Raw genomic sequence first — 25,266 nt, forward strand, 5'->3', positions numbered from 1 at the left:
TCACCTCAGGCGTCGCCACCCTCCTGCTTGACGTCCTTGACGGCGGTCGGGTCGTCGATGCGGTACTTCGCGACGGCCTTGGTGACGAGGTCCGGCTCGATCTCGCCGGCGTCGGCGAGCGCGCGCAGCGTACGGACGACGACCGACTCGGCGTCGATCCGGAAGAACCGGCGAGCGGCCGGTCGGGTGTCGGCGAAGCCGAACCCGTCGGCGCCGAGCACGCAGTAGTCACCGGGGACCCAGCGGGCGATCTGCAGCGGGACGGCCGACATGTAGTCGGTCACCGCGACGTACGGACCGTCGTGACCGGAGAGCTTGCCGGTGACGAACGGGGTGCGCTGCGGCTCCTCGGGGTGCAGGAGGTTCCAGTCCTCGGCCTCCACGGCCTCGCGGGCCAGCTCGTTCCAGGAGGTGACCGACCAGGTGTCGGCCGTGACGCCCCAGTCCTCGGCGAGCATCGTGGCGGCGTCCTTGATCCAGGGGTAGCCGACCCCGGACGAGAGCAGCTGGACCCGCGGGCCCTCGCCCTCGCCGGTGCTCACCTTGTGGATGCCCCTGAGGATGCCCTCGACGTCCACGTCGGACGGCTCGACGGGCTGGCTGACGGGCTCGTTGTAGACCGTGATGTAGAAGATCACGTTCTCCGCGTCGGCGCCGTACATCCGCTCGAGGCCCGACTGCATGATGTGGCTGACCTCGAAGGCGAACGCCGGGTCGTAGTGCACGACCGCCGGGTTGGTCGCCGCGATGAGGGGCGAGTGGCCGTCGGCGTGCTGGAGGCCCTCGCCGGTCAGCGTGGTGCGACCGGCGGTGGCACCGATGAGGAACCCGCGGGCGAGCTGGTCGGCCATCGCCCAGATCGAGTCACCGGTGCGCTGGAACCCGAACATCGAGTAGAAGATGTAGAACGGGATCATGTGCTCGCCGTGCGTGGAGTACGCCGAGCCGGCCGCCGTCGCCGACGCCACGGCGCCGGCCTCGGAGATGCCCTCGTGCAGCATCTGGCCCTGCGCCGACTCCTTGTAGGACAGCAGCAGCTTGCGGTCGACCGACTCGTACTGCTGGCCGCCGGGGTTGTAGACCTTCGCGCTCGGGAACATGGAGTCCATGCCGAAGGTGCGGTACTCGTCGGGAGCGATCGGCACGATCCGGTTGCCGATCCCCGGGTCCTTCATCCAGTCCTTGAGGAGCCGGACGACGGCCATCGTGGTGGCGATCTTGTTCTTGCCCGACCCCTGCTTGAGCTCGGAGTAGATCTTGTCGCCCGGGAGCGTGAGCGGCTCGGCCCGCAGCACCCGGCGCGGGAGGGATCCGCCGAGCTGCTTGCGCCGCTCCATCATGTACTCGATCTCGGGAGAGTCGGCCCCGGGGTGGAAGAACGGCGCCCCACCGGTCTTCTCGTAGGACTCCTCCAGCTCCTTGTCGCTGATCGGCAGGTAGAGCCGGTCGCGGAACTTCTTGAGGTCCGCGGGGGTCAGCTTCTTCATCTGGTGGGTGGCGTTCTTGCCCTCGAGGGCGTCGATCGTCCAGCCCTTGATGGTGTGGGCCAGGATCACGGTCGGCTGGCCGGTGTGCTTGGTCGCGGCGTCGAACGCGGCGTACACCTTGCGGTAGTCGTGACCGCCGCGCGGGAGCTTCTCGATCTGCGAGTCGCTCATGTGCTCGACCATCTTGCGCAGGCGCGGGTCCATGCCGAAGAAGTGGTCGCGGATGTAGCCGCCGTCCTCGGTGGAGTAGGTCTGGAACTGACCGTCCGGCGTGGAGTTCATCTGGTTGACCAGGACCCCGTCGACGTCCTTGGCGAGCAGGGCGTCCCACTCGCGGCCCCAGATGACCTTGATGACGTTCCACCCGGCGCCGCGGAAGTTGGCCTCGAGCTCCTGGATGATCTTGCCGTTGCCCGTCACCGGGCCGTCGAGCTGCTGCAGGTTGCAGTTGATGATCCAGGTCAGGTTGTCGAGCTCCTCGCGCGCGGCGATGCGGATCGCGCCCAGCGACTCGGGCTCGGCCATCTCGCCGTCACCCATGAAGGCCCACACGCGCTGCTGCGCGGTGTCCTTGATCTTGCGGTTGTGCATGTAGCGGTTGAAGCGCGCCTGGTAGATCGAGTTGATGGCCGTGAGGCCCATCGACACCGTCGGGAACTCCCAGAAGTCCGGCATGAGCCGGGGGTGGGGGTACGACGGGAGGCCGGCGCCGGCGCCGTGCTGGACCTCCTGGCGGAAGCGGTAGAGCTGCTCCTCGGTGATCCGGCCCTCGAGGAACGCGCGGGAGTAGATGCCCGGCGAGCCGTGGCCCTGGATGTAGATCTGGTCGCCACCGCCCTCGTGGTCCTTGCCCTGGAAGAAGTGGTTGAAGCCGACCTCGTAGAGGCTCGCGGAGGACTGGTAGGTCGCGATGTGGCCGCCGACCTCGAGGCCCTTGCGGTTGGCGCTGGACACCATCACGGCGGCGTTCCACCGGATGAAGGCGCGAATGCGACGCTCGATGTCCTCGTCGCCCGGGAACCACGGCTCGCGCTCCGGCGGGATGGTGTTGATGTAGTCGGTGCTGCGCAGGGCGGGGACACCGACCTGCTTCTCGCGGGCCCGCTCGAGGAGCCGCAGCATCACGTAGCGCGCCCGCTCGCGACCCTTGTCGTCGAGCATGGCGTCGAAGGAGTCGAGCCACTCGACGGTCTCGTCCGGATCGATGTCGGGCAGCTGCGTGGGCAGCCCCTCGTGGATGACCGCACGCGGCTGGGCGGCGGTGGAGGAGGGGGTCTCGGCGGTCTTGGACTCGTCACTCACGTGTGCATCGTGTCACGCACCGCCAGCCTGCGAAATCTACCCATGAGTACGCACAATCATCGGACGGGGACGCCCGTTCAGCGGGACAACGCAGGCGCAGGGTTGCGACTCAGCGGCAACTCCGATGGACTACCACCCACTTCCGCACTCGTGCGGACCACATGACGAACGGAGGCGTGGCGTGAGCTCGACGGTGGGTGGCGGAGCTGCCCCGGCAACAGGTGCCGCAGAGCGACTGGGCATTGCGCCCGGAATGGTCATCCAGGAACTCGGCTGGGACAACGACGTCGACGACGAGCTCAGGGTCGCGATCGAGGACACCATCGACGCCGACATGGTGGACGGTGACTACGGCAACGTGGTCGACGCCGTCATCTTGTGGTGGCGCCGGGACGACGGTGACCTCGTGGACGGGCTCGTCGACGCGCTGACCGACCTGGTCGGCGGTGGAGCGATCTGGCTCCTCACGCCCAAGGTCGGACGGCCGCAGAGCGTGGACGCGGCGGACGTCGCCGAGGCGGCACCGATCGCGGGCCTCTCGCAGACGACGACGGCGGCGGTGAGCGCCGACTGGCAGGCGAGCCGGCTGGTCGCTCCCAAGACGCCCGTCTGACCCGACGCCCCCTACTCACGCCAGGACCGACATTGGTGAACTCTCTGCGCGCCCACGCGTCCAACGCGGCCACGACCCTGCGGGTGCTCGGTGGCGCGGGCGTCATCCGGCCCTACGGCCCCCGCACGCTGGTGGCGCTGGGTCGCACCGTCGTGCGCTGGGGGACCGGACCGGCCGGGGGCTTCGCCTCGCTGGCGGTGCGCAACCCCGACCGGGTCGGACTGGTCGACGAGCTCGGCGAGCTCACGTTCGGCGAGATGCAGCGCCGCAGCAACGCGCTGGCCCGCGGACTGGCCGGGCTCGGCGTCGGCGAGGGCGACTCGGTCGCAATCATGTGCCGCAACCACCGCGGCTTCGTGGACGCCTCCATCGCGGTGGCCAAGCTGGGCGCGGACCTCCTCTACCTCAACACCGCGTTCGCCGGCCCCCAGCTGGTGGACGTGCTGGAGCGTGAGCAGCCGACCGTGGTGATCCACGACGAGGAGTTCACCGGGCTGCTCGCGAAGGCGCACGTGGAGCAGCGGCTGATCGCCTGGACCGACTCGGACCAGGCGCAGACGATCGAGGCGCTCATCGTCGGCCACGACGACGCCGAGCTGGACCCGCCGGGACGGCACGCGCGCATCGTGATCCTCACCAGCGGCACGACCGGCACCCCCAAGGGCGCGCCGCGCAACGAGGCCGGCATCGACGCGGCCGTCTCGATGCTCTCGCGGATGCCGCTGCGGCACGGCTGGCGCACGCACATCGCTGCCCCGCTCTTCCACACGTGGGGCTTCGCCCACCTCGCGCTGGGGATGCTGCTGGGCTCCACCGTGGTCCTGCACCGCAGGTTCGACCCGGAGAACGCCCTGCGGACCGTCGAGCAGCACCGGTGCGAGTCGCTGGTGGTCATCCCGGTGATGCTGCAGCGGATCCTCGCCCTCGACGAGGAGGTGCTCGCCGAGCACCCGATGCCGACCCTCCGGGTGGTGGCCGCCTCGGGCTCCGCGCTGCCGGGCACGCTCGCGACGTCGTGGATGGACCACTTCGGCGACAACCTCTACAACATCTACGGCTCGACCGAGGTGGCCTACGCCTCCATCGCCACGCCGCAGGACCTGCGCGAGGCGCCCTCCTCGGCCGGCCGGCCGCCGCACGGGACCGTCGTCCGGATCTACGGCGAGGACGGGCGCGAGGTGCCCGTGGGCACGTCGGGGCGGATCTTCGTCGGCAACAACCTGCTCTTCGAGGGCTACACCGGCGGTGGCAGCAAGGACATGGTCGACGGCCTGATGGCCACCGGCGACGTCGGCCGCTTCGACGAGGACGGACGCCTGTACGTCGACGGGCGCGACGACGAGATGATCGTCTCGGGCGGCGAGAACGTCTTCCCCAAGGAGGTCGAGGACTGCCTCGTCGGCCACGAGGCGGTGGCCGAGGCGGCCGCGGTCGGGGTGGACGACGACGACTACGGCACGCGACTGCGCGCCTTCGTCGCCCGCCGGGGCGACGTGACCGAGGACGAGCTGAAGGACCACGTGAAGACCCACCTGGCGCGCTACAAGGTGCCCCGAGAGATCGTCTTCCTCGACGAGCTGCCCCGCAACGCCACCGGCAAGGTCCTCAAGCGCGACCTGGCCGGCTGGGACGACGACCGGGACGAGGGCCGGCCATGACGGGCCTCACCCTGGGCGCGGAGGCGCCCGACTTCACGCTGCGCGACCAGTTCGGCCAGGACGTCGCCCTGTCCTCCTACCGCGGGGTCAAGGCGGTGGCGTTGCTGTTCTACCCGTACGCCTTCTCCGGGATCTGCACCGGCGAGATGTCGGGGATCCGGGACCGCCTCGACGAGTTCATGACCTTCGACACCGAGGTGCTGGGCATCTCCTGCGACCCGGTCTACTCGCTGCGGGCCTTCGCGGACGCCGAGGGGCTCAACTTCCCGCTGCTGTCGGACTTCTGGCCGCACGGGGAGGTGTCGCGTGCCTACGAGGTCTTCAACGAGGCCAAGGGCGCGCCGTACCGCTCGTCGTACGTCATCGACAAGGACGGGGTGCTGCGGTGGGCGGTGCACAACGCCAACGCCGACGGTCGCGACCTCGACCAGCACCTCGAGCAGCTCCGCGCCGCCCTCGAGTAGGCCCCGGGGTAGACCTGGTCTAGACGGCTGGGCGGGAATTTCGGCTGATCTGTGAAAAAGGCGGGACACGTTTGGGCGGCCCTCGTATTGTTCATGTTGTTGAACCGCTGGTGACCCGAGACGCCAGCGGTTCAACTCATTTCATAGGGTGGTCGGACACGCGTCGGTAGCTCAGCGGTAGAGCACTCGGTTTACACCCGAGCGGTCGGCGGTTCGAAACCGTCCCGACGCACCACGTCCCGTGGGGCAGCAGCCCGCATGAGAACCGTCTCATCGACGGCTCATGGCCGCCTCACACCTCGTCGCCAGAGTGGTCCCAGTCCACCGGGGCCACCGGCCCCCGACGAGAGGAACCACGATGAAGAAGATCATCCCCACCGCCCTGCTCGGAGTCGCCAGCCTCACGGCCATCGGCCTGATCGGCATGCAGGCCCCGGCCGTCAACGCCGACGAGGCCCTCAAGCGCGACGACGACTCGGTCGAGCTGGTCCTGGTCGCCGATGACGACGACGACGACACCAACGGCAACACGAACGACGACGACACCAACGGTGACGACACCAACGGCGACTACTCCAACGGCGACACCCGCAGCCGGGAGACGAACGACAACACCAACAGCCGCGTGAGCGCCGTGAGCCGTGACCGCGACAAGAGCCGCGGCGACAAGACGCGTGACTGGACCCGCGACGGTGCCGGTGACAAGAAGCGCGACTGGTCGGCCAACAAGACCAACGACCGCAGCCGCAACGACACCCGCCGCTGATCGGCATGGGACGCGAGGAGCAGAGCTGGCGGCTCGCCGAGGGCGACGCCATCACCGGGGAGCTGACCGCGGTCCGCAAGCTCGGTGGGGGAGCCGCCTACGAGGCGTGGCTCGCCTTCGACGAGGTGACGTACTCACCCGTCGTGGTCAAGCTGCTCCGTCCCGACCAGGTGGACGACGGCTCCTCCCGGCGCGGCCTGCGCCGGGAGGTGGCCGCCCTGGCCGCGGTCAACCACCCCGTGGTGGTCCGCGGCCTGCGGCACGACCTCGACGGGCCGCGCCCGCACGTGGTGCTCGAGCACATCGACGGGCCGCGCCTGTCGTCCCTCGTACGCCGCTACGGCCGGCTGCAGGAGCAGCAGTACCTCCCGCTGGCCATCGACGTGGCAGCGTCGCTGCACTACCTGCGCCACATCGGCTGGACCCACCTGGACATCAAGCCCAGCAACATCATCATGGGCGCGCCTGCACGGCTCATCGACCTCTCGGTGGCCCGCCCGGAGGAGGACGCCCGCCGGCTGAGGCACCTCATCGGCACCGACGCCTACATGTCGCCGGAGCAGTGCGACCCGGGCGAGGTCGAGCCGTCGTACGCCAGCGACGTCTGGGGTCTCGGCGCGACCCTCTTCGAGGCGGTCGCGGGACACCGGGCCTTCGACGACCCGCGACCCCGGGCCGACACGCTCGAGGAGCGCCTTCCGCAGGTGGCGGCCGCCCCCCGCGCGCTGCCCGACGGGGTGCCGGACGAGGTCGTCAAGGTCATCGGAGCCATGCTCCAGCACGACCCGGCCGCGAGGCCCGCCCCGCACGAGGTCGTCGACGCGCTCGAGCCCGTGCTCGCGCGTCAGCCCCGCGGGAGCCTCGCGGGCTTCAAGGTCCGCGGCTGACCCGTCCCGGCGATCCCCCCGACGCCGGGACGGGTCACGCCGGCCGGAAGCGGTAGCCGACCCCGCGCACGGTCGCGATGGTGTCGCTGCCGACCTTGCGCCGCAGGTAGCCGACGTACACGTCGACGACGTTGGACCCGGGGTCGAAGTCGTAGCCCCAGACGTGGTCGAGCAGCTGCTCGCGGGTGAGGACCTGGCCGGGGTTGAGCATGAAGATCTCGGCCAGCGCGAACTCGCGCGCGGAGAGGTCGAGCTCGGTGCCGGCCACCGTCACCCGGCGGGTGCGCCGGTCGAGCTCCACGCCGGCGACCCGCAGCACCTCCTCGTGGGGTCGGGCGTCGGCGGCGTCCGCCGTGCGCAGCCGCAGCCGGACCCGCGCCATCAGCTCGGCGAAGCGGAACGGCTTGGCCATGTAGTCGTCGGCCCCGTTGTCGAGCGCCGTCACCGTGTCGGTGACCGAGTCGCGGGCCGTCAGCACGATCACCGGCATCCTGCTGCCCTGGGAGCGCAGCTGGTCGAGCAGCTCGAACCCGTCCATGCCGGGCAGGCCGATGTCGAGCACCAGCAGGTCGAAGCGCCCCGAGAGCGCCTCGTCGAGGCCTCCGGGGCCGTCCCCGACGACGGTGGGCTGGTGGCCCTCGGCCCGGAGGCCCTTGGCGACGAAGGAGGCGATCCGCTCCTCGTCCTCGACGATCAGGATCTGGGCCATGGGGACGCCTCCTCGGCATGGGTGGGCAGGACGAGCTCGAAGCGGGCCCCCGGCGGGTCCGCGTCACCGACGGTGACGGAGCCGCCGTGCGCCTCGGCGATGGCACGGACGATCGACAGGCCCAGGCCGAAGCCCTCGTCGCCGGCACGCACGTCGCCGCGGCCGAACCTCTCGAAGATGGCGGCGCGGTGGCGGTGGGGGACACCGGGGCCGGTGTCGCGGACCCACAGGCGCAGCGTGCCGCCCGCGAGGGCGGAGCCGATCGCGATCGTGTCGCCGGGGTCGGTGTGCTTGACCGCGTTGTCGGCGAGCTGGAGGACCGCCTGGGTGATGCGCTGCTCGTCGACGGTGACGGTGCCGTCGGCCACGGCGTCGAGCTGCCAGTCGCGGTCACCGAGGCCCCGGGCGGTCGCCAGCAGCGCGGGGGTGAGCGCCCCCACGTCGACCGGCGCCGGGGCGAGGAAGTCGGGGCGCCGGGTCTTGGCCAGCACGATGAGGTCGCCCACCAGCCGGGACATGCGGTCGGACTCCGCGAGCAGCAGGTCGCGGGTCTCCCGCACCTCGTCCGGGTCCTCGGGGTCGAGGAGCTCGAGGTGGCCGCGCAGGACCGTGAGCGGGGTCTTGAGCTCGTGGCCGGCGTCGTCGAGGAACCGGCGCTGGTCGGAGAACCCGGAGTCGAGCCGCTCGAGCATCAGGTTGATGGTGCGGGTGAGGGCGGTGATGTCGTCGTTGCCCTGCTCGGGGATCCGCCGGGACAGGTCGGTGGTCGTGATGTCCCGGGCCGTCTCCTCGAGCACGCGCAGCGGGGCCAGCAGTCGCCCGGACTGGAAGCCGGCGATGGTCGCGATCAGCCCCAGCGACAGCAGCGCGACGAGGGCGTAGGTACGCAGCGTGCGCTCGAGCTCCTCGTGCTCGTCGGCCAGGAAGTTGACGAGGATCAGCGCGCCGGAGCTCTGGGCGTTGCGCACCGGGACCACGGTCACCCAGACCTCGCCGTAGCGGTCGGACTGGATGATCTCGGTGCCACCGTCGGTGACCCCGGCCTCGACCGCGCCCTGGTAGCCGGGCTCGTCGAGGAACTCCTGGCCGTAGCGGTTGGCGCTGCGCTCGATGAACTCGCCCCCGACGTAGCTGACGAGCATCTCGTCGTCGTCGGGCACGTTGCGGGTCAGGAACACGTTGAGCCGGCGGCCGACGTCGTCGAACGGGTCGCCGGTGTTGGGGTCGACGCGCAGCTCGCGGAACTCGGCGATCTCCTGGTCGATCTGCTCGTTGACCGCGCGCTCGATGCGGGCCGACTCCAGGGCGTAGACGAGGCCTCCGGCCCCCGCCATGGCGATGGCGGTCAGCAGGGAGATGACCACCGTGATGCGGGTGCGGACCGACACCTGGGCGAGGGGGCCGCTGCGCGGCGCACGGACGACATCAGTCGTCGTCCCCGTCGTCGTCCCCCTCGTCGTCATCGTCCTCTTCCGGGCCGTCGTCGTCATCGTCATCGTCGTCGTCGTCCACCGACGTGGGTGGCGGCAGGACGACGGTGGCGTCATCATCCTCGACGGTGCCTGACGGTGGCGGCTGCCCGGTGCCGCGACCGGTGCCGGGACCGGTCGGCGAGCGTGTCGGAGCGGGTCGTGAGGAGGGCGTCGTCGCGGTCGTGCCGGTGGTCGGCACCCCGACCGGCGCCGGTGCCGTGGTGTCGGGCGCGGGGCCCGACGTCGGCGGCGGACGCTCGCCGGTGCCTCCTCCGGTGCCCGCGCCCCGGCGGTCTCCGCCGCGCCCGTCCCCCCGCTCGCCCTGCTCACCCTGCCCGGAGGTGCCGCGTACGCGGTCGGAGTCCTGCGACGGCGCGTCCTGGATGATCACCGGTCGGCGGTCGCTCGGCTCGTACGAGCTCGAGGCCACCAGGGAGCCGGCGACGTACGCCGTCATGGGCACGACCAGTGCCAGCACGACCAGCGTCTTCACCCACGAGCTCATGTCGACACTGTCGCGGTCGTTGATGGAGGGCCGATGAGACGACCATGAGAGGTCTCTCATGCGGCCACTCGTCGCGCCGGGGCGGCCGTCCGCCGCTTCCGGCGGACGATCCCTCGCGACGCCCGGGTGACGCGTGCCACAGTGGCGACCAGCGAGCAGTGTCGACCCGTCCGACCATGAGGAGTGCCATGTTCGTCCCGTTCAGCGTCACGGACTTCATCGACCGCGCCCGGACCGTCTACGGCGACCGGGTCGGCGTGGTCGACGAGCCGGACCAGCCGGCGCCCTCCCTGGGCGACCTCACGTACGCCGAGCTGGCGGCGCTGGCCCGTCGGCAGGCCGCCCGGCTCGACGAGCTCGGCCTCGAGGTCGGCGACCGGGTCGCGGTGGTCTCGCACAACTCCGCCCGACTGCTGGCGTCGTTCTTCGGCGTGGCCGGCTCGGGACGCGTGCTCGTGCCCGTCAACTTCCGGCTCCGCCCCGACGAGGTGTCCTACATCGTCGAGCACTCCGGCGCCCGCGTCCTGTACGTCGACCCCGAGCTCGACGAGGCCCTGTCCGGCGTCACCGCGGAGCACCGCTTCGTGATCGGCGACGACAGCGACATGTTCGCCGCGGAGGGCGTCGAGCCCCGCGCGTGGGAGCCCGACGAGAGCGCGACGGCCTGCATCAACTACACCTCCGGCACGACCGCCCGGCCCAAGGGCGTGCAGATCACCCACCGCAACATCTGGGTCAACGCCGTCACCTTCGCGATGCACGCGGCCGTCACCGACCGCGACGTCTACCTCCACACGCTGCCGATGTTCCACGCCAACGGGTGGGGGATGCCGTTCGCGATGACCGGTCTGGGCGTCCCGCAGGTGGTGCTGCGCAAGGTCGACGGCGCCGAGATCCTGCGCCGGGTCCGCGACCACGGCGTCACCGTCATGTGCGCGGCGCCGGCCGTCGCCGCGGCGGTCCTCGAGGCCGCCCAGACCTGGGAGGGCGAGATCCCCGGGCGGGACAGGGTCCGGATCATCATGGCCGGGGCTCCGCCCCCGACGAAGACCGTCGTCCGCGTCGAGGAGGAGCTGGGCTGGGAGTTCGTCCAGATCTACGGCCTCACCGAGACGTCGCCGCTGCTGACCTTCAACCGCACCCGTGCCGAGTGGGACGACCTGTCGGCCGAGGAGCGCGCGACCCGGCTGACGCGCGCGGGCGCCCCGGCGCTCGGCGTACGGCTGCGGACCGACGAGCACGGCGAGGTGCTGGCGCGCTCCAACGTCGTCCTCGAGGGCTACTGGGAGCAGCCGGAGGAGTCGGCCCGGGCGCTGGACGGTGGCTGGTTCCACACCGGTGACGGCGGCGTCATCGGCGACGACGGCTACCTCACGATCAGCGACCGCAAGAAGGACGTGATCATCACCGGCGGCGAGAACGTCTCGTCCATCGAGGTGGAGGACGTGCTCTTCTCCCACCCGGCGGTCGCCGAGGTCGCGGTGATCGGGGTGCCCAGCGAGAAGTGGGGCGAGACCATCAAGGCCCTCGTCGTGCTCGCCGAGGGGTCGGACGTGACCGAGGCCGAGCTGATCGCCTGGTGCAAGGACAAGGCGGCCGGCTACAAGGCGCCCACCTCGATCGAGTTCCGCGAGGTGCTCGCCCGGACGGCGACCGGCAAGCTCCAGAAGTTCAAGCTCCGCCAGCCCTACTGGGACGGCCGGGACCGGCAGGTCAACTAGCCTGCCCGCATGTCCACCCCTGCGACCCCACCGACGCTCGCCGAGGTCGTCGACCTGATCCACGGCTGGTACCCGCCCGCCACCGCCGACTCGTGGGACGCGGTCGGGCTCGCCGCCGGCGACCCGGCGACCGACGTACGACGCGTGCTCCTCGCCGTCGACCCGACGCCGGAGGTCGCCCGCGACGCGGTCGACTGGGGCGCCGACCTGCTGGTCACGCACCACCCGCTCTTCCTCGCCGGCGTCCACGGGGTCGCCGCCACCACGCCCAAGGGCCGCACCCTGCACACCCTGGTGACGGGCGGCTGCGCCCTCCTGACCGCCCACACCAACGCCGACCAGGCCTCCGGCGGGGTGTCGGAGGCGCTGGCCCTCGCCCTGGGCCTCACCGACCTGGCCCCCATCCTCCCGGCGGAGGACGGGGCGTCCACCGGCACCGGCCGGACCGGCTCCGTGGCGCCCACCACCCTGCGCGCCTTCGCCGAGCACGTCGCCGCCGTGCTGCCGAGCACCGCACACGGGGTGCGGGTGTCCGGCGACCCGGACCGGCCCGTACGACGCGTGGCGCTGTGCGGGGGAGCGGGCGACTTCCTGCTCGACGGGCTCGTCGGGTCGGACGTCGACGTCTACCTCACCAGCGACCTGCGCCACCACCGCGCGGGGGAGTTCCGCGAGCACGACGGGCCCGCCCTGGTCGACGTCGCCCACTGGGCGGCCGAGTGGACGTGGCTGCCGGTGGTGCAGGCCCGCCTCACCGGTGCGCTGGGCGATAGGGTCGAGGCGCGCGTGAGCACCCGCTGCACCGATCCCTGGCAGTTCCGGGTCGAGCAGGGGACCCCCTCCGCAAGCACCAGCCAGCACAGCCCCATCCGAGGAGAGCGTTGAAAGCCGACCCGCAAGCCCAGTTGAAGCTGCTCGACCTCCAGGCCGTCGACGCGCGACTCGACCAGCTGCGCCACCAGCGGCGCGCGCTGCCCGAGATCGCCCGGATCGCCGAGCTGGAGACCGGTCGGGGCGACGTCGACGACCGGCTGCGCGACGCCCGGATCGTCGTCGACGACCTCACCGCCGAGCAGCGCAAGGCCGACGCGGACGTGGAGCAGGTCAAGGCCCGCCGCACCCGCGACCAGCAGCGCATGGACGCCGGCCTCATCACCAACCCCAAGGACCTCGAGCGGATGCAGCACGAGCTGACGTCGCTCGACCGTCGGGTCAGCACCCTCGAGGACGCCGAGCTCGAGATCATGGAGCGGCTCGAGGAGGCCCAGGCGACCCTGGACCGGCTCACCGCCCAGCTCGCCGAGACGGACGCCCAGGTCGCCGAGCTCGCCACCGCCCGGGACGCCCGCTGGGCGGAGATCGACGAGCAGCTGGCGGCCGCGGAGGCCGAGCGAGCGCCCGCCGCCGACGGGATCCCCGAGGACCTGATGGCGCTCTACGAGCGGCTGCGCGCCAAGACCGGCATCGGCGCCGCGGAGCTGCGGGCCCGCCAGTGCGGCGGGTGCCACATCACCGTGGACGCCGCCGAGCTGGTCCAGATCCGCCGGTCGCCGGCCGACGAGGTCGTGCGCTGCGAGGAGTGCCAGCGGATCCTCGTCCGCACGGCGGAGTCGGGGCTCTGACCCCGGTCAGACCTCGCTGACGACGACGTCGAGCTGGGTCCCGCGGGTGGTCGGCTCGCCGACCTCCACGGTCCAGCCGAGGTCGGTCAGCAGACGTGCCAGTGCGGCCGGGGTGCGCGGGTTGCCGCCGTCCTCCAGCAGGGCGCGCACGATCCGCCCCTTGGTCGCCTTGTTGAAGTGGCTCACCACCTTGCGCACGCCGCCGGACTCGTGCAGCACGCGGACGGTGGCCACCCGCGGCGCGAGCCCGGCCGGCGGGCGCCAGAACGCGGCGTACATCGTGGACCGGAGGTCGACCAGCAGCCCGGGGCCGACCGCCTCCTCGACCGCCTCGCCGAGGGCCTCGCGCCACAGTCCGGCCACCGGTCCCAGGCCGGGGAGGCTGACGTCGCCGGAGAGGCGGTACGACGGGATGCGGTCGCCCGGGCGCACCAGGCCGAAGACCGACGAGGTGATCGCCACCCGGCTGGTCGCGCGTCGCTTCGCCGCGCTGGAGAGCGTGTCGAAGCCCAGCGCGTCGTACAGGACACCGGTGTAGACCCGGTCGGCCCGCGTCGTCGGCGAGGTCCGCAGCCGCGCGTCGAGCTCGACGAGGTCGGCCTGGGTGCCGCCGAGGCCCAGCAGGTCGGCGGCGTCGGGACGGGCCGCCAGCGCGACCACCGCCTCGACGACCCGCTCGCGGGTCGGGGTCAGGACCGGTGACCCGAGGGTGGACAGGTCGAGGGGCCTGCCGCGTCGGGGAGCGGTCTTGCCCTCGCTCGGCGGCAACAGGATCAGCACGCGGGCAAGAGTAGGGGCTCGGTCGTGCCCGCCTTGGCTAGGGTGCTGGGCATGCCCAGCAACCGCGTGATCACAGTCCGCACCGGCGACGACACCGTCTCCGCCGAGACGCTGCGTGAAGGGATCGCCGCGATCCAGGCCGAGATGAAGGTGACGTCCGCGTTCCCCGAGGCCGTGGAACGCGCCGCTGCCGAGGCCGCGGCCCGTCCCCGGATGCCGGACCTCGACCGGACCGACGTGCCGTTCGTGACCATCGACCCGGCCTCGGCGCGCGACCTCGACCAGGCGATGCACATCGAGCGCGACGGCGACGGGTACGTCGTCCACTACGCGATCGCCGACCTCAGCGCCTTCATCACCCCCGGTGACCCGGTCGACGTGGAGGCCAACCGGCGGGGGGAGACGCTCTACGGCGCGGACTCCAAGATCCCGCTGCACCCGACCGCCATCTCCGAGGAGGCCGGCTCGCTGCTGCCCGACGAGGTGCGACCGGCCCTGGTCTGGACGATCCGCGTCGACGAGACCGGGGAGGGCACCGAGGTGGACGTCGTGCGCGCCCGGGTGCGCTCCCGGGCCAAGCTCGACTACGCCACCCTGCAGGAGCAGCTCGACGCCGGCACCGCCGACGAGATGTTCACCCTGCTGAAGGAGGTGGGCGAGCTGCGGCTGGCCCGGGAGGCCGCGCGCGGCGGGGTGTCCCTGCCGCTGCCCGAGCAGGAGATCATCGACGAGGGCGGCCGGTGGCGCCTCGAGTTCCGCACGATGCTGCCCGTCGAGACGTGGAACGCGCAGATCTCGCTGCTCACCGGCTTCGCCGCCGCCTCGCTGATGGTCTACGCCCGCGTGGGACTGCTGCGCACCCTGCCGCCCGCCGACCCCCACGACGTCCAGCGGCTGCACCGCACCGCGCGCGCCCTCGGCATCGAGTGGCCGGCGGAGCAGCTCTACCCCGACTTCATCCGCTCGCTCGACGTGTCGAAGCCCCATCACGCGGCGATGGTCGTCGCGTGCACGCGCCTGCTCCGCGGGAGTGGCTACGTCGGCTTCAACGGCGACCTGCCCGAGCAGCCGCAGCACTCCGCGCTGGCCTCCGAGTACGCCCACGTCACCGCCCCGCTGCGCCGGCTCGTCGACCGCTACGCCCTCGAGATCTGCGTCGCGCTCTGCGCCGGCGAGGAGGTCCCGGACTGGGTGCTGGCCAGGCTCGGCGACCTGCCCGACACGATGCGCGAGTCCGGACGCCGGGCCAACCAGTACCAGAACGCCGTGCTCAACCTCGTCGAGGCAGCGATGCTCGCCCCGCGGGTGGGGGAGTCGTTCCCGGCCGTGGTCCTCGAGACCGACGAGAAGGACGACCGGCGCGGGGACGCGACGGTGCAGGAGCCGGCGATCGAGGCGACGGTGGTCAGCGCGCGGCCGCTGCCCGTCGGCGAGGACGTCACCCTCACCCTGACGAAGGCCGACGTCCCGACCCGGTCGGTGGAGTTCACGCTGGAGTGACGCCGGTGCCTTGAGGCTCGGGTCGGGTCGTCAGGACAGCCAGGTCGCGGACGGCAGGACGAAGGCCCAGAACAGGGCGATGATGCCGACGACCACCGCGATGCCGGCCAAGCCCTCGCCCCGGGCCATCCCCACGGTGGCGGCGAGCACGGCCACGACCGCCAGCATCGGCGTGAAGCCGAGCACCACCCCGACGGCGCAGCCGAGGGCGGCCGCCGAGGCGACGGAGGTGGCGGGGGCGCCGGCGTAGGCCATGGCGGGATCCTCCCAGAGCGCCGGCCCCCGGTCCGGCGAATCGGCGGAGACGCCGGGGTGGCGCCCGCTGTGACCTGCGGTCCCCGGTACCGCAGGTCACAGCGCGTGGATCAGAAGTCCTCGTCGAACCCGACCGAGCCTGAGACGCCGACCTGGTAGGCCGACACCTTGCGCTCGAAGAAGTTGGACAGCTCCTGCACGTCCTGGAGCTCCATGAACGCGAGCGGGTTGCTCGAGCCGTAGATCGGCTCGAGGCCCAGGCGCTGCATGCGCCGGTCCGCGACGTACTCCAGGTAGGCGCGCATGTCGGTCGTCGAGAGGCCGGCGACCCCGCCGCCGAGGAGGTCCTCGGCGAACTGCGCCTCGGCGTCCACGCCGTCGATGAGCATCTGGCGCACGTCGGCGGCCAGCTGCTCGTCGAAGAGGTCGGGCTCCTCCTCGCGGACGGTGTCCACGACGTCGAACGCGAACGCCATGTGCATCGACTCGTCGCGGAAGACCCAGTTGGTGCCCGACGCGAGACCGTTGAGGAGCCCGCGCGAGCGGAGGAAGTAGACGTAGGCGAACGCGCCGTAGAAGAACAGGCCCTCGATGACCGCCGCGAAGCAGATCAGGTTGAGCAGGAACCTGCGCCGGTGCTCACGGGTCTCGAGCGCGTCGAGGTCGAAGACCGAGTCGATCCAGCGGAAGCAGAAGTCGGCCTTGGCCTTGATCGACGCGATGTTGTCGACGGCCGCGAACGCCTCGTGCCGCTCCTTCTCGTCGGGGACGTAGGTGTCGAGCAGGGTCAGGTAGAACTGCACGTGCACCGCCTCCTCGAAGAGCTGCCGGGAGAGGTAGAGCCGGCCCTCGGGGGAGTTGATGTGCTGGTAGAGGTTGAGCACGAGGTTGTTGGCCACGATGGTGTCGCCGGTCGCGAAGAACGCCACCAGCCGCGACACCAGGTGCCGCTCGGCGTCGCTCAGCCGCTGCAGGTCCTTGAGGTCGGAGTGCAGGTCCACCTCCTCGACGGTCCAGGTGTTCTTGATGGCGTCGCGGTAGCGGTCGTAGAAGTGCGGGTAGCGCATCGGCCGCAGGGTGAGGTTCATCCCCGGGTCGAGGAGCATCCTGGTCGCGCTCGTGTCGGTCGCGGTGCTGTGGTCGGTGCTGTGGTCGGTCGTGGTCACTGGCAGGCCTCGCAGTTCTCGGGGTTCTCGAGGGAGCACGCGAGCGCGTCCTGGTCGAGGAGGGGGTCGATGACGGGCAGGGGAGCGGCGGCCGGGTCGTTGACGGACGTCGTCGTCTGCTGGATGCGCGTCGCCGGTCGCGAGCGCAGGTAGTAGGTGGTCTTGAGACCGGCCTTCCACGCGTGGAGGTACATCGAGCTGAGCTTGCCGATGGAGGGGCCGGCGATGAAGAGGTTGAGCGACTGGCTCTGGTCGATGTACGGCGACCGCGCGGCCGCCATGTCGATCAGCGCGCGTTGCGGCAGCTCCCACGCCGTGCGGAAGAGGCGGCGTACGTCCTCGGGCAGCGCGGCGACGCCCTGCACGGACCCCTCGGCACGCTTGACCTGCTCGCGCACCTCGGCGGTCCACAGCCCCCGCGCCTTGAGCTCGCGCACGAGGGCGGTGTTGACCTGGAGGAACTCGCCGGACAGCGTCTCGCGCTTGAACAGGTTGGACACCTGCGGCTCGATGCACTCGTAGCAGCCAGCGATCGAGGCGATCGTCGCCGTCGGGGCAATGGCGATGAGCAGCGAGTTGCGCAGCCCGTGCTCGGCGATCCGCTCGCGCAGCGCCGCCCACCGCGCGGTCTGCGTCCCGGTGACGTCCCACAGGTCCTGCTGGAGGACGCCCCGGGCGGCCCGCGTCTCGTCGTACGACGGGTGCGGACCGTGCCGCTCGGCGAGCTCGCAGCTCACCTCGAGCGCGGTCAGGTAGATCTCCTCGGAGATCCGGGTCGAGAGCTCGCGGGCCTCCTCGGAGTCGAAGGGCAGGCCCAGGGCGAAGAAGACGTCCTGGAGGCCCATCAGCCCCAGGCCGACCGGGCGCCACCGGGGGTTGGACGCGGCCGACTCGGTGCTCGGGTAGTAGTTGATGTCGATGACCCGGTCGAGGAGGGGCACCGCGGTCCGGACGGTGGCACGCAGCGCGTCCCAGTCGACCGACCCGCCGTCGGCCAGGTGCCGCGCCAGGTTGACCGAGCCGAGGTTGCAGACGGCCGTCTCGCCGTCCGAGGACACCTCGATGATCTCGGTGCACAGGTTGGACAGGTGCACCACCGGACCGCCGGGGGTGTCCCTTGTCTGGTTGCACGTGCGGTTGGAGGCGTCCTTGAAGGTCATCCAGCCGTTGCCGGTCTGCGCGAGGGTGCGCATCATCCGCGCGTAGAGGTCACGCGCCTGCACCTGCCGCACGTAGCGGCCCTCGGCCTCCGCGGCTCGGTAGGCCTCGTCGAACGCGGCTCCCCACAGGTCGGGCAGCTCCGGGGCGGCGTCGGGGTCGATGAGCGACCAGACCTCGTCGGCCTCCACCCGGCGCATGAACTCGTCGGGCACCCAGTGGGCGAGGTTGAGGTTGTGGGTGCGACGCGCGTCCTCACCGGTGTTGTCGCGCAGCTCGAGGAACTCCTCCACGTCGGGGTGCCACGGCTCGAGGTAGACGCACGCGGCGCCCTTGCGGCGGCCGCCCTGGTTGACCGCGGCGACGGACGCGTCGAGGGTGCGCAGGAACGGCACGATGCCGTTGGACTGCCCGTTGGTGCCCCGGATCAGCGCACCACGCGAGCGCACCCGGCTGAAGGACAGCCCGATGCCGCCGGCGAACTTCGACAGCTTGGCCACCTGCGCGTAGCGCGAGTAGATCGAGTCGAGGTCATCGCGGGGGCTGTCCACGAGGTAGCACGAGGACATCTGGGAGTGCCGGGTGCCGGAGTTGAAGAGCGTCGGCGACGACGGCAGGTAGGCCAGCCGCGACATCAACCGGTAGAACTCGATGGCCTCGCCGGGGGAGCGGGCCAGGCCGCAGGCCACCCGGAGCAGGAAGTACTGCGGCGTCTCGACGACGAGGCGGGCCGAGGGGTGCCGCAGCAGGTAGCGGTCGTAGACCGTGCGGAGGCCGAAGTACTCGAAGCGGCGATCGGCGTCCCGGTCGATCGCGAAGTCCAGCTTGCGGGCGTTGTCCTTGACGAACGCCGCGGTCTCGTCGCCGATCAGCCCCTCGGCGTGGCCCAGGGCCACCGACTGGCTGAACGACGCGACGCCCTGGTTGCGCACCTCCTTGTCGATGAAGCCGGACAGGAGCCGGGCGGCGAGCTGGCTGTACTGCGGCTCCTCGCCGATCATCTCGGCGGCGGTCTGGATGGACAGCCGGTCGAGCTCGGCGGTCGTGGCGCCGTCGTACAGGCCACTGATCGTGCGGGTGGCGACCCGCATGGGGTCGACCTCGGACAGGTCGTCGCTGCACCGGTCGACGGCGCGGACGATCTTGTTGACGTCGACGGGCTCGTCGTCGCCGTTCCTCTTGCGGACCTGCATCCCGGTGCGCAGGTCGGTGGTGACCGTCATTCTCTCTCCTCGCGAGACGGACTCTGGATGGTCCGGGCGTGCGAGGGGGTGACGGTGGAGCGCGACGTACGCCGGGTGGGCGCAGCGTCGTACCTGCCGTCAGCCGTCCCGCGCGGCATCGGACCGCCACACCCGACGGGTGCGGCGCGCTGGCAGGTCTTCGGACTCGCGGGCGCGCCTCCCGGCTCTCACCGGTCGACCCCTACCGGCCGTCGCTTCCCAGGTCGATCGCTCGACCCAGTGCGTGTGACGGCTGTCGTTCCCACTCACCGCTGCGGGGCAGTCCCGGACTCACACCGGGTTCCCTCTTGCCTCGAGACGTCTGGCTGACGCCGCGAACCAGCTGCGTCGCACACCATATGTAGGGCTCGCGAGGAAGTGGGGGACCACATCTTGTGTCGGCGTGTTCGCGCCGTCGGGATGGTCGTAGTACCAGAGGACGATGGCGCCGGCACGGTGCGGGGACGATGCTGGGAGCTCGCCCACCAGGAGATCCTCGATGACGAAGCTGCCCACCTGTCTGGCCACGGCCGTGGTCGTGACGGCGACGGTCGGTGTGTCCGTGCTGCCCGTCGGTACGGCGCGCGCGCTCGAGCACGACGACGATCGCGTCGAGCGTCGGGGCTTCTGCACCAACGGGGCCCGGTGGGACATCCGGGCCGAGTCGGACGACGGACGGATCGAGGTGGACGCAGAGATCGACACCTCGCGCACCGGTCGGCGGTGGGACTGGGTGCTGAAGCACAACGGCAGCGTCTCGGCGCGCGGCACCTCGCGGACCCGGCCGCCGAGCGGCTCCTTCGAGGTCGAGCGCTACTCCATCGACCTGTCCGGCACCGACACGTTCCGCTTCCGCGCCAGCCGCAAGGGCGCCAGGTGCGTCGCGACGATCAGCTGGTGACTCCGGTTCCGCGCGTGGCGGAGCCCGTTCCTCGCCATACTGGGCGGACCATGTCCAGGTCCCGGTGGCGCGTCCTGCGGAGCCCGGTGGTGCTGTTCCTGGCCGTCGGGCTGCTGGCGCTGGCCGCGATCGTGGTCGGGGCCCGTCTCCTCGCCTCCGATGCGGCCCACGAGGAGGCGCTGTCCGACGCCCGGGCCACGACCAGCCTGCTCGCCCACTCGGTCGCCCAGCCGGGCCTGCCGCGGGGCCTGTCCGCCGGCGACCCGGGGGCACTCGATCGCTTCGACCGGCTCGCGACGCAGCGCCTGCTGGTCGGCGACGTACGCCGCGTCAAGCTGTGGGCCGCCGACGGCACCATCGTCTACTCCGACGACGTCCGGCTCATCGGCGAGCGTTTCGCGCTGGACGAGGAGGAGCTGGACATCCTGCGCCACGGCGGCTCCGACGCCGAGGTCTCCGAGCTGGACGAGCCGGAGAACCGTTACGAGCGCGGCGGACCGGCGCTGGTCGAGGTCTACACCCAGGTCATGACGCCGGAGGGGGAGCCCCTGCTCTTCGAGGCGTACTACACGCTGGCCCGGATCGAGGACCGCCAGTCCGACATCATCGCGCCCTTCCAGCAGATCACGCTCGGTGCGCTGGCGCTCCTCGTGGCGGTGGCGACGACCCTGATCCTGGTGCTCACCCGACGGGTCACGCGGGCCGCCGCGGATCGCGAGCGACTGCTCCGTGGTGCGGCGACCGCGTCGGCGGCGGAGCGTCGTCGGATCGCGCGCGACCTCCACGACGGGGTCGTCCAGGACCTGGCCGGGTCGGCGTTCGCCGTCTCGGCGCTCGCCCGGGAGCAGGACGGCCCGGCCCGCACCACGCTGCTCGACACCGCCCGGTCGCTGCGGGGGAGCCTGCGCTCGCTGCGGTCGCTGCTGGTCGAGATCCACCCCCCGGACCTGACCGCCGCCACGCTGCCGGCCGCGCTGGACGACCTGTGCGCACCGGTCACCGCTGCCGGCGTGGCGGTCGACGTGCACGTCGGAGAGCTCGGTCCCGTCGGCGAGCAGGAGGCGACGCTGGTCTGGCGGGTGGCCCAGGAGGCGGTGCGCAACACCCTGCGGCACGCCCGGGCGACGACGATGGCGGTGGACCTGCACCGGGAGGGACGCGCGCTCGTGCTCACTGTCGAGGACGACGGCATCGGGTTCGACCCCGTGGCCGTCGACGCCACGGCACACTACGGACTACGCGGGCTGGAGAGCCTCGTGCGCGACCGTGGCGGCGAGCTCACCATCCGCTCCGCCCCGGGTGCGGGGACGACGACACGGCTGGAGACGCGCGCATGACGATCAGGGTGGTGCTCGTCGACGACCACGCCGTGCTGCGCAGCGGGCTCGAGCAGCTGCTCTCCGGCGAGCCGGACCTCGAGGTGGTGGGCACCGCGGCGGACGGTGCCGCGGCGCTGGAGGAGGTACGCCGTACGCGACCGGACGTCGTCCTGATGGACCTGCAGATGCCGGGCACGGACGGCGTGAGCGCGACCCGGCAGATCGTGGCCGAGGGCGGGCCGGACGTCCTGGTCCTCACGTCGTTCTCCGACGCGGACCGCATCGTCGCGGCCCTCGACGCGGGTGCGGTCGGCTACCTGCTCAAGGACGCCGACCCCGACGACATCATCGAGGGCGTGCGCGCCGTTGCCCGCGGTGAGTCCCCGCTGCACCCGCGAGCGGCACGGCAGCTGCTGGGAGCGCGCCACGCGGCGGCGACCGAGGTCGACCTCACGCCGCGTGAGAGCGAGGTGCTGGTGCTCGTGCGCCAGGGCCTGGCCAACAAGCAGATCGCCCGCCGGCTCGGCATCTCCGAGCGCACCGTGAAGGCGCACCTCACCTCCGTCTTCGCCAGCATCGGCGTCGTCGACCGCACCCAGGCCGCCCTCTGGGCCGAGCGGAGAGGGCTGGGGGACTGACCCCCACCCCAGGGGTGAAGAGGCCCTTGACCTGGCGGACGACCGGGGTAGGTTCGGGACATGACTGATTCGAACATGCATTCGACCGACCCGACGACCGAGACCCTGGGCGGAGCCGAGGGCAACACCACCGAGAAGGACCCCGAGGAGTGGGTGACCGGCAACGAGCCGATGACCGGCGCGCAGCGCAGCTACCTCGACACGCTGGCCCGGGAGGCCGGCGAGGAGCTGTCGGCGGACCTCACCAAGGCAGAGGCCTCCGAGCACATCGACCGGCTCCAGGAGAAGAGCGGCCGGGCCTCCTGACGGAGGACCGCGGTCAGCCGCCGCCGGCGGGGAGGGCCTCGAGCATCACGTCGGGGTTGTCCCGGGCGGTGACCATGGCGCGCCACTGGTCGACGAAGAGCGCCATCCGGGTGCCGTCGCTGCGCTCGAGCACCTCGACCCCCCGCATCCCGGCCAGCGCCGCGGCTCCGGCGGCGTCGGTCCGCCGGGCGACCTGGTAGTCGAGCCGGGAGAACCTGATCGGGGAGTTGAACTCGTTGGCCATCCGGTCCTCGACCACTTCGAACTGCATCGGACCGACCGCCGCCAGCACCGGGCTCTGGTCACCGCGGAGGTCGGACCGCAGCACCTGCACCACGCCCTCCTGGTCGAGCTGCTCGATGCCGCGCCGGAACTGCTTGTAGCGGCCGATGTCACCGGCGCTGGCCGTCACGAAGTGCTCGGGCGCGAAGCTGGGCACGGGCGGGTACTCGATGGGGTCGCCGACGTAGACCGTGTCCCCGACACGGAGGGCCTGCGCGTTGACGAAGCCGATGATGTCGCCGGGTTCGGCCCGCTCGACCGAGGTCGTCTCGCGACCGAAGACGGCCTGGGCGAACTTGGTCGCGAAGGGGCGACCGGTGGTGGCGTGGGTGACGACCATGCCGCGCTCGAACGTCCCGGACACGACCCGGGCGTAGGCGAGCCGGTCGCGGTGGGCGTTGTTCATCCCGGACTGCACCTTGAAGACGAACGCGCTGAACTCGTCGTCGACACGGCGTACCGAGCCGTCGACACCCTCGGTCGGGCTGGGGTCCGGCGCGACGTCGAGCAGCAGGTCCAGCAGCTGCGCGACACCGAAGTTCTGCAGGGCCGACGCGAACATCACCGGCGTCGTCTCCCCGGCCAGGAAGCGCTCCTGGTCGTGGTCGGCGTCGTCGAGGGTGAGCAGCTCGTGCTCCTCGACCGCCTCGGCCCACAGCGGGGCGTCCTGCTCCTCGACCTCGTCGGAGCCCAGCCGCTGCTCGGGGGCCCGGGTGGCGCCGCCGGCGGTGCGGGTGTACTTCACGAACTCGCCGGTACGGCGGTCCAGGACGCCGCGGAAGTCGCCCGCCTCGCCCACGGGCCAGGTGAGCGGGGTGGGACGCAGCTTGATCTTCTCCTGGATGAGGTCCATGAGCTCGAGTGCCGACAACCCCGGACGGTCCCACTTGTTGATCACGGTGATCACCGGGATGCCGCGCAGCGCGCAGACCCTGAAGAGCTTGAGGGTCTGCGGCTCGAGCCCCTTGCCGGCGTCGACCAGCATCACGGCGGAGTCCACCGCGGACAGCACGCGGTAGGTGTCCTCGGAGAAGTCGCTGTGACCGGGGGTGTCGACGAGGTTGATCACGTGGTCGCGGTAGACGAACTGCAGCGCCGCCGAGGTGATGGAGATGCCGCGCGCCTTCTCCATGGCCATCCAGTCGGAGACGGTGGCCCGCCGGTCTCCCTTGCCGTGCACGGCTCCCGCCTCGGTGATGACCCGCGCGTGCAGCGCGAGCGCCTCGGTGAGGGTGGACTTGCCGGCGTCGGGGTGGCTGATGACGGCGAAGGTACGGCGGGGACGGGTGTCAGGCACCGCCCGAATCTACCGGTCGCGTCGCCGAAGCGTCGCTTCGCCGGTGGTGGCGGGCGGGGCCCGAGGTGACGGCCCCCGGCCCCTCCTCGCCCGGTTCGGGCGATGACCACCCCGCCGGCGGGGCCTAGGGTCGCCGTGACGCACGGCCCCCGCTCCACGTGGGTGCCGCCCAGGTCGCGTCTCCACCCGGAGCACACGAGGTGTCGTGGCAACCCACTCCGCACAGCATCGACCGGACCGGCCCGGCGACGGAGCCCACTCCGACGCCGAGGTGGCCCTGCTCGACCTGTCCGGCACCGTCGTCGCCGTGAACGAGGCGTGGGAGCGCTTCGCCCGCGAGAACGGCGGGGACCCGGACCTGACCGGGGTGGGGACCTCCTTCCTGGCGGTCTGCGAGGGCGCAGGCGAGGACCCCGTCGCGGCCCTGGCCGCCGCCGCGGTCCGCGCCGCGCTGGCGGGGCAGCTGCCCGCGCCGCTGTCCGTCGTGATCCCGTGCCACGGTCCGGACGGCGATCGCTGGTTCGACATGCTGGTCTCCCCACGCCTCGACGACGAGCACGTCCTGGTCGGTGCAGCGGTGACGCTGTCACCCCGAGCGGCCCCGCCGGACCGGGAGCCACGCGACGTACGTGTCGAGGAGCAGCTGCGGATCGCGGCCGAGCTGCACGCGAGGGTCGTCCACAAGCTGTTCGCCATCGCCATGGACCTGCAGGGCCTGGCCGCGCTGGTGGGCGACCAGCGGACTAAGCGTCGCCTCTGGGCAGGCGTGGACGCCGTCGACGACACCATCCTCGCCATCCGCCGGACGGTGTTCGACCTGGACGAGTCACCGTCGCCGCCGCCGGGACTGCGGCAACGGCTGTCCCAGGTGCTCGACGAGGTGTCCGCGGGGTCGGGCCTCGCGACCACGCTGGCGGTGCCCGGGATGATCGACCGGAGCGTGTCCGACGGGCAGGCGGTCGACGTCGCGGCCGTCGTCCGCGAGATCGTCCTCGGGGCCGCGCGTGACGTCTCGGCCACGGCGGTCGACGTGCGCCTGCGACTCGACCGGGACGAGATCGTCGTCGACGTCCTCCAGGACGGCTCGGGCCGACCGACCGGGCACGAGCGCGCGCCCCTCCCGGTGGACCGCTGGGGTGGGCGCTGGATCTCCGAGGTGGCCCCCGGGGGAGCGGGTCGCCGGACGCTGTGGGTGGTGGGCCTCGACCCGCCGGCGACGGCCGGGGACCGCTGAG

General features: G+C 71.7%; 23 protein-coding genes, 1 tRNA gene and 1 riboswitch. Of the genes, 15 read left to right on the forward strand and 9 right to left on the reverse strand.

Going from position 1 to position 25,266, the window contains the following annotated elements; translation table 11 throughout:
• Window positions 1–5: 5 nt before the first annotated feature.
• Window positions 6–2,789, reverse strand: coding sequence for a pyruvate dehydrogenase (acetyl-transferring), homodimeric type (gene aceE / locus DAE25_RS13795; protein ID WP_199907589.1), 2,784 nt, complete (start codon window positions 2,787–2,789; stop codon window positions 6–8).
• A gap of 181 nt (window positions 2,790–2,970) precedes the next feature.
• Between aceE and DAE25_RS13800 the strand changes: the two genes are divergently transcribed.
• From DAE25_RS13800 to DAE25_RS13825, 6 genes are all read left to right on the forward strand, one after another.
• Window positions 2,971–3,402 carry a DUF3052 domain-containing protein gene (locus tag DAE25_RS13800; protein WP_267895263.1) on the forward strand — a complete coding sequence of 144 codons (432 nt, stop codon included), beginning with the start codon at window positions 2,971–2,973 and terminating at the stop codon, window positions 3,400–3,402.
• A gap of 35 nt (window positions 3,403–3,437) precedes the next feature.
• Window positions 3,438–5,060, forward strand: coding sequence for an AMP-binding protein (locus tag DAE25_RS13805; protein WP_234411047.1), 1,623 nt, complete (start codon window positions 3,438–3,440; stop codon window positions 5,058–5,060).
• A complete protein-coding gene (locus DAE25_RS13810) occupies window positions 5,057–5,524 on the forward strand; it encodes a peroxiredoxin (RefSeq protein ID WP_107766760.1) in 468 nt (155 codons plus the stop codon). Before DAE25_RS13805 ends, DAE25_RS13810 begins: the two co-directional genes overlap by 4 nt.
• 160 nt (window positions 5,525–5,684) lie before the next feature.
• Window positions 5,685–5,759, forward strand: a tRNA-Val gene (locus DAE25_RS13815).
• 123 nt (window positions 5,760–5,882) lie between these two features.
• A complete protein-coding gene (locus DAE25_RS13820) occupies window positions 5,883–6,290 on the forward strand; it encodes a hypothetical protein (protein WP_107766761.1) in 408 nt (135 codons plus the stop codon).
• Between the two features lie 5 nt (window positions 6,291–6,295).
• The gene (locus DAE25_RS13825) at window positions 6,296–7,177 is read left to right on the forward strand and encodes a serine/threonine-protein kinase (RefSeq protein WP_107766762.1); all 882 of its coding nucleotides are present in this window, start codon (window positions 6,296–6,298) and stop codon (window positions 7,175–7,177) included.
• 34 nt (window positions 7,178–7,211) lie between these two features.
• On the opposite strand, the gene DAE25_RS13830 is transcribed toward DAE25_RS13825, so the two are convergent.
• The 3 genes from DAE25_RS13830 to DAE25_RS13840 are packed head-to-tail and all read right to left on the reverse strand — an operon-like array spanning window position 7,212 to window position 9,863.
• On the reverse strand, window positions 7,212–7,886 hold the full coding sequence (locus tag DAE25_RS13830) for a response regulator transcription factor (protein WP_107766763.1): 675 nt from the start codon (window positions 7,884–7,886) through the stop codon (window positions 7,212–7,214).
• Entirely contained in the window at window positions 7,871–9,349 is a 1,479-nt protein-coding gene (locus DAE25_RS13835) for a sensor histidine kinase (RefSeq protein ID WP_234411048.1), read from the reverse strand. The genes DAE25_RS13830 and DAE25_RS13835 overlap by 16 nt, the downstream gene beginning before the upstream one ends.
• Window positions 9,312–9,863: a hypothetical protein gene (locus tag DAE25_RS13840; protein WP_107766765.1), complete on the reverse strand. Its 552-nt coding sequence runs from the start codon at window positions 9,861–9,863 to the stop codon at window positions 9,312–9,314. The genes DAE25_RS13835 and DAE25_RS13840 overlap by 38 nt, the downstream gene beginning before the upstream one ends.
• Before the next feature lie 188 nt (window positions 9,864–10,051).
• On the opposite strand from DAE25_RS13840, the gene DAE25_RS13845 reads away from it, so the two are divergent.
• The 3 genes from DAE25_RS13845 to DAE25_RS13855 are packed head-to-tail and all read left to right on the forward strand — an operon-like array spanning window position 10,052 to window position 13,206.
• Entirely contained in the window at window positions 10,052–11,584 is a 1,533-nt protein-coding gene (locus tag DAE25_RS13845; protein ID WP_107766766.1) for an AMP-binding protein, read from the forward strand.
• A gap of 9 nt (window positions 11,585–11,593) precedes the next feature.
• Window positions 11,594–12,469 carry a Nif3-like dinuclear metal center hexameric protein gene (locus DAE25_RS13850; protein ID WP_107766767.1) on the forward strand — a complete coding sequence of 292 codons (876 nt, stop codon included), beginning with the start codon at window positions 11,594–11,596 and terminating at the stop codon, window positions 12,467–12,469.
• The gene (locus DAE25_RS13855; protein WP_199907590.1) at window positions 12,466–13,206 is read left to right on the forward strand and encodes a zinc ribbon domain-containing protein; all 741 of its coding nucleotides are present in this window, start codon (window positions 12,466–12,468) and stop codon (window positions 13,204–13,206) included. The genes DAE25_RS13850 and DAE25_RS13855 overlap by 4 nt, the downstream gene beginning before the upstream one ends.
• 6 nt (window positions 13,207–13,212) lie before the next feature.
• Here DAE25_RS13855 and yaaA read toward each other — a convergent pair whose 3' ends face one another.
• Window positions 13,213–13,986 (reverse strand): peroxide stress protein YaaA, encoded by a 774-nt coding sequence (yaaA, locus tag DAE25_RS13860; protein WP_107766769.1) that lies wholly within the window; start codon window positions 13,984–13,986, stop codon window positions 13,213–13,215.
• Window positions 13,987–14,037: 51 nt separating this feature from the next.
• On the opposite strand from yaaA, the gene DAE25_RS13865 reads away from it, so the two are divergent.
• Entirely contained in the window at window positions 14,038–15,486 is a 1,449-nt protein-coding gene (locus DAE25_RS13865) for an RNB domain-containing ribonuclease (protein ID WP_107766770.1), read from the forward strand.
• Between the two features lie 30 nt (window positions 15,487–15,516).
• Here DAE25_RS13865 and DAE25_RS13870 read toward each other — a convergent pair whose 3' ends face one another.
• From DAE25_RS13870 to DAE25_RS13880, 3 genes are all read right to left on the reverse strand, one after another.
• Window positions 15,517–15,741: a hypothetical protein gene (locus DAE25_RS13870; RefSeq protein WP_107766771.1), complete on the reverse strand. Its 225-nt coding sequence runs from the start codon at window positions 15,739–15,741 to the stop codon at window positions 15,517–15,519.
• Window positions 15,742–15,851: 110 nt separating this feature from the next.
• Window positions 15,852–16,907 carry a ribonucleotide-diphosphate reductase subunit beta gene (locus DAE25_RS13875; protein ID WP_234411049.1) on the reverse strand — a complete coding sequence of 352 codons (1,056 nt, stop codon included), beginning with the start codon at window positions 16,905–16,907 and terminating at the stop codon, window positions 15,852–15,854.
• Window positions 16,904–19,288, reverse strand: a complete 2,385-nt coding sequence (locus DAE25_RS13880; RefSeq protein ID WP_199907591.1) for a ribonucleoside-diphosphate reductase subunit alpha — start codon at window positions 19,286–19,288, stop codon at window positions 16,904–16,906. Before DAE25_RS13880 ends, DAE25_RS13875 begins: the two co-directional genes overlap by 4 nt.
• 134 nt (window positions 19,289–19,422) lie before the next feature.
• Window positions 19,423–19,648, reverse strand: a riboswitch (cobalamin riboswitch).
• Between the two features lie 139 nt (window positions 19,649–19,787).
• Between DAE25_RS13880 and DAE25_RS13885 the strand changes: the two genes are divergently transcribed.
• Genes DAE25_RS13885 through DAE25_RS13900 form a run of 4 tightly spaced genes read left to right on the forward strand, consistent with a single transcriptional unit; the run spans window position 19,788 to window position 22,452 of the window.
• Window positions 19,788–20,189 (forward strand): hypothetical protein, encoded by a 402-nt coding sequence (locus DAE25_RS13885; RefSeq protein WP_107766772.1) that lies wholly within the window; start codon window positions 19,788–19,790, stop codon window positions 20,187–20,189.
• A 50-nt stretch (window positions 20,190–20,239) separates the two neighbouring features.
• Window positions 20,240–21,526, forward strand: coding sequence for a sensor histidine kinase (locus tag DAE25_RS13890; protein WP_159083729.1), 1,287 nt, complete (start codon window positions 20,240–20,242; stop codon window positions 21,524–21,526).
• A complete protein-coding gene (locus DAE25_RS13895) occupies window positions 21,523–22,146 on the forward strand; it encodes a response regulator (protein ID WP_107766774.1) in 624 nt (207 codons plus the stop codon). The genes DAE25_RS13890 and DAE25_RS13895 overlap by 4 nt, the downstream gene beginning before the upstream one ends.
• Before the next feature lie 60 nt (window positions 22,147–22,206).
• On the forward strand, window positions 22,207–22,452 hold the full coding sequence (locus tag DAE25_RS13900) for a DUF3072 domain-containing protein (RefSeq protein ID WP_107766775.1): 246 nt from the start codon (window positions 22,207–22,209) through the stop codon (window positions 22,450–22,452).
• Between the two features lie 13 nt (window positions 22,453–22,465).
• On the opposite strand, the gene DAE25_RS13905 is transcribed toward DAE25_RS13900, so the two are convergent.
• Window positions 22,466–24,031 (reverse strand): peptide chain release factor 3, encoded by a 1,566-nt coding sequence (locus tag DAE25_RS13905; RefSeq protein ID WP_107766776.1) that lies wholly within the window; start codon window positions 24,029–24,031, stop codon window positions 22,466–22,468.
• A gap of 205 nt (window positions 24,032–24,236) precedes the next feature.
• Here DAE25_RS13905 and DAE25_RS13910 point away from each other — a divergent pair, with 205 nt between their 5' ends.
• Window positions 24,237–25,265: a sensor histidine kinase gene (locus DAE25_RS13910; protein ID WP_107766777.1), complete on the forward strand. Its 1,029-nt coding sequence runs from the start codon at window positions 24,237–24,239 to the stop codon at window positions 25,263–25,265.
• The last annotated feature ends 1 nt before the right edge of the window (window position 25,266 follow it).

Source organism: Nocardioides terrigena (assembly GCF_003047265.1).
GTDB classification, from domain to species: domain Bacteria; phylum Actinomycetota; class Actinomycetes; order Propionibacteriales; family Nocardioidaceae; genus Nocardioides; species Nocardioides terrigena.

Excerpts from the sequence above, each read along its gene's own strand:
- DAE25_RS13810 (WP_107766760.1), top strand. The coding sequence starts at position 5,057 with ATGACGGGCCTCACCCTGGGCGCGGAGGCGCCCGACTTCACGCTGCGC.
- DAE25_RS13820 (WP_107766761.1), top strand. The coding sequence starts at position 5,883 with ATGAAGAAGATCATCCCCACCGCCCTGCTCGGAGTCGCCAGCCTCACG.
- DAE25_RS13825 (WP_107766762.1), top strand. The coding sequence starts at position 6,296 with ATGGGACGCGAGGAGCAGAGCTGGCGGCTCGCCGAGGGCGACGCCATC.
- DAE25_RS13830 (WP_107766763.1), bottom strand. The coding sequence starts at position 7,886 with ATGGCCCAGATCCTGATCGTCGAGGACGAGGAGCGGATCGCCTCCTTC.
- DAE25_RS13835 (WP_234411048.1), bottom strand. The coding sequence starts at position 9,349 with ATGACGACGAGGGGGACGACGACGGGGACGACGACTGATGTCGTCCGT.
- DAE25_RS13840 (WP_107766765.1), bottom strand. The coding sequence starts at position 9,863 with ATGAGCTCGTGGGTGAAGACGCTGGTCGTGCTGGCACTGGTCGTGCCC.
- DAE25_RS13845 (WP_107766766.1), top strand. The coding sequence starts at position 10,052 with ATGTTCGTCCCGTTCAGCGTCACGGACTTCATCGACCGCGCCCGGACC.
- DAE25_RS13850 (WP_107766767.1), top strand. The coding sequence starts at position 11,594 with ATGTCCACCCCTGCGACCCCACCGACGCTCGCCGAGGTCGTCGACCTG.
- DAE25_RS13865 (WP_107766770.1), top strand. The coding sequence starts at position 14,038 with ATGCCCAGCAACCGCGTGATCACAGTCCGCACCGGCGACGACACCGTC.
- DAE25_RS13870 (WP_107766771.1), bottom strand. The coding sequence starts at position 15,741 with ATGGCCTACGCCGGCGCCCCCGCCACCTCCGTCGCCTCGGCGGCCGCC.
- DAE25_RS13880 (WP_199907591.1), bottom strand. The coding sequence starts at position 19,288 with ATGACGGTCACCACCGACCTGCGCACCGGGATGCAGGTCCGCAAGAGG.
- DAE25_RS13885 (WP_107766772.1), top strand. The coding sequence starts at position 19,788 with ATGACGAAGCTGCCCACCTGTCTGGCCACGGCCGTGGTCGTGACGGCG.
- DAE25_RS13890 (WP_159083729.1), top strand. The coding sequence starts at position 20,240 with ATGTCCAGGTCCCGGTGGCGCGTCCTGCGGAGCCCGGTGGTGCTGTTC.
- DAE25_RS13895 (WP_107766774.1), top strand. The coding sequence starts at position 21,523 with ATGACGATCAGGGTGGTGCTCGTCGACGACCACGCCGTGCTGCGCAGC.
- DAE25_RS13900 (WP_107766775.1), top strand. The coding sequence starts at position 22,207 with ATGACTGATTCGAACATGCATTCGACCGACCCGACGACCGAGACCCTG.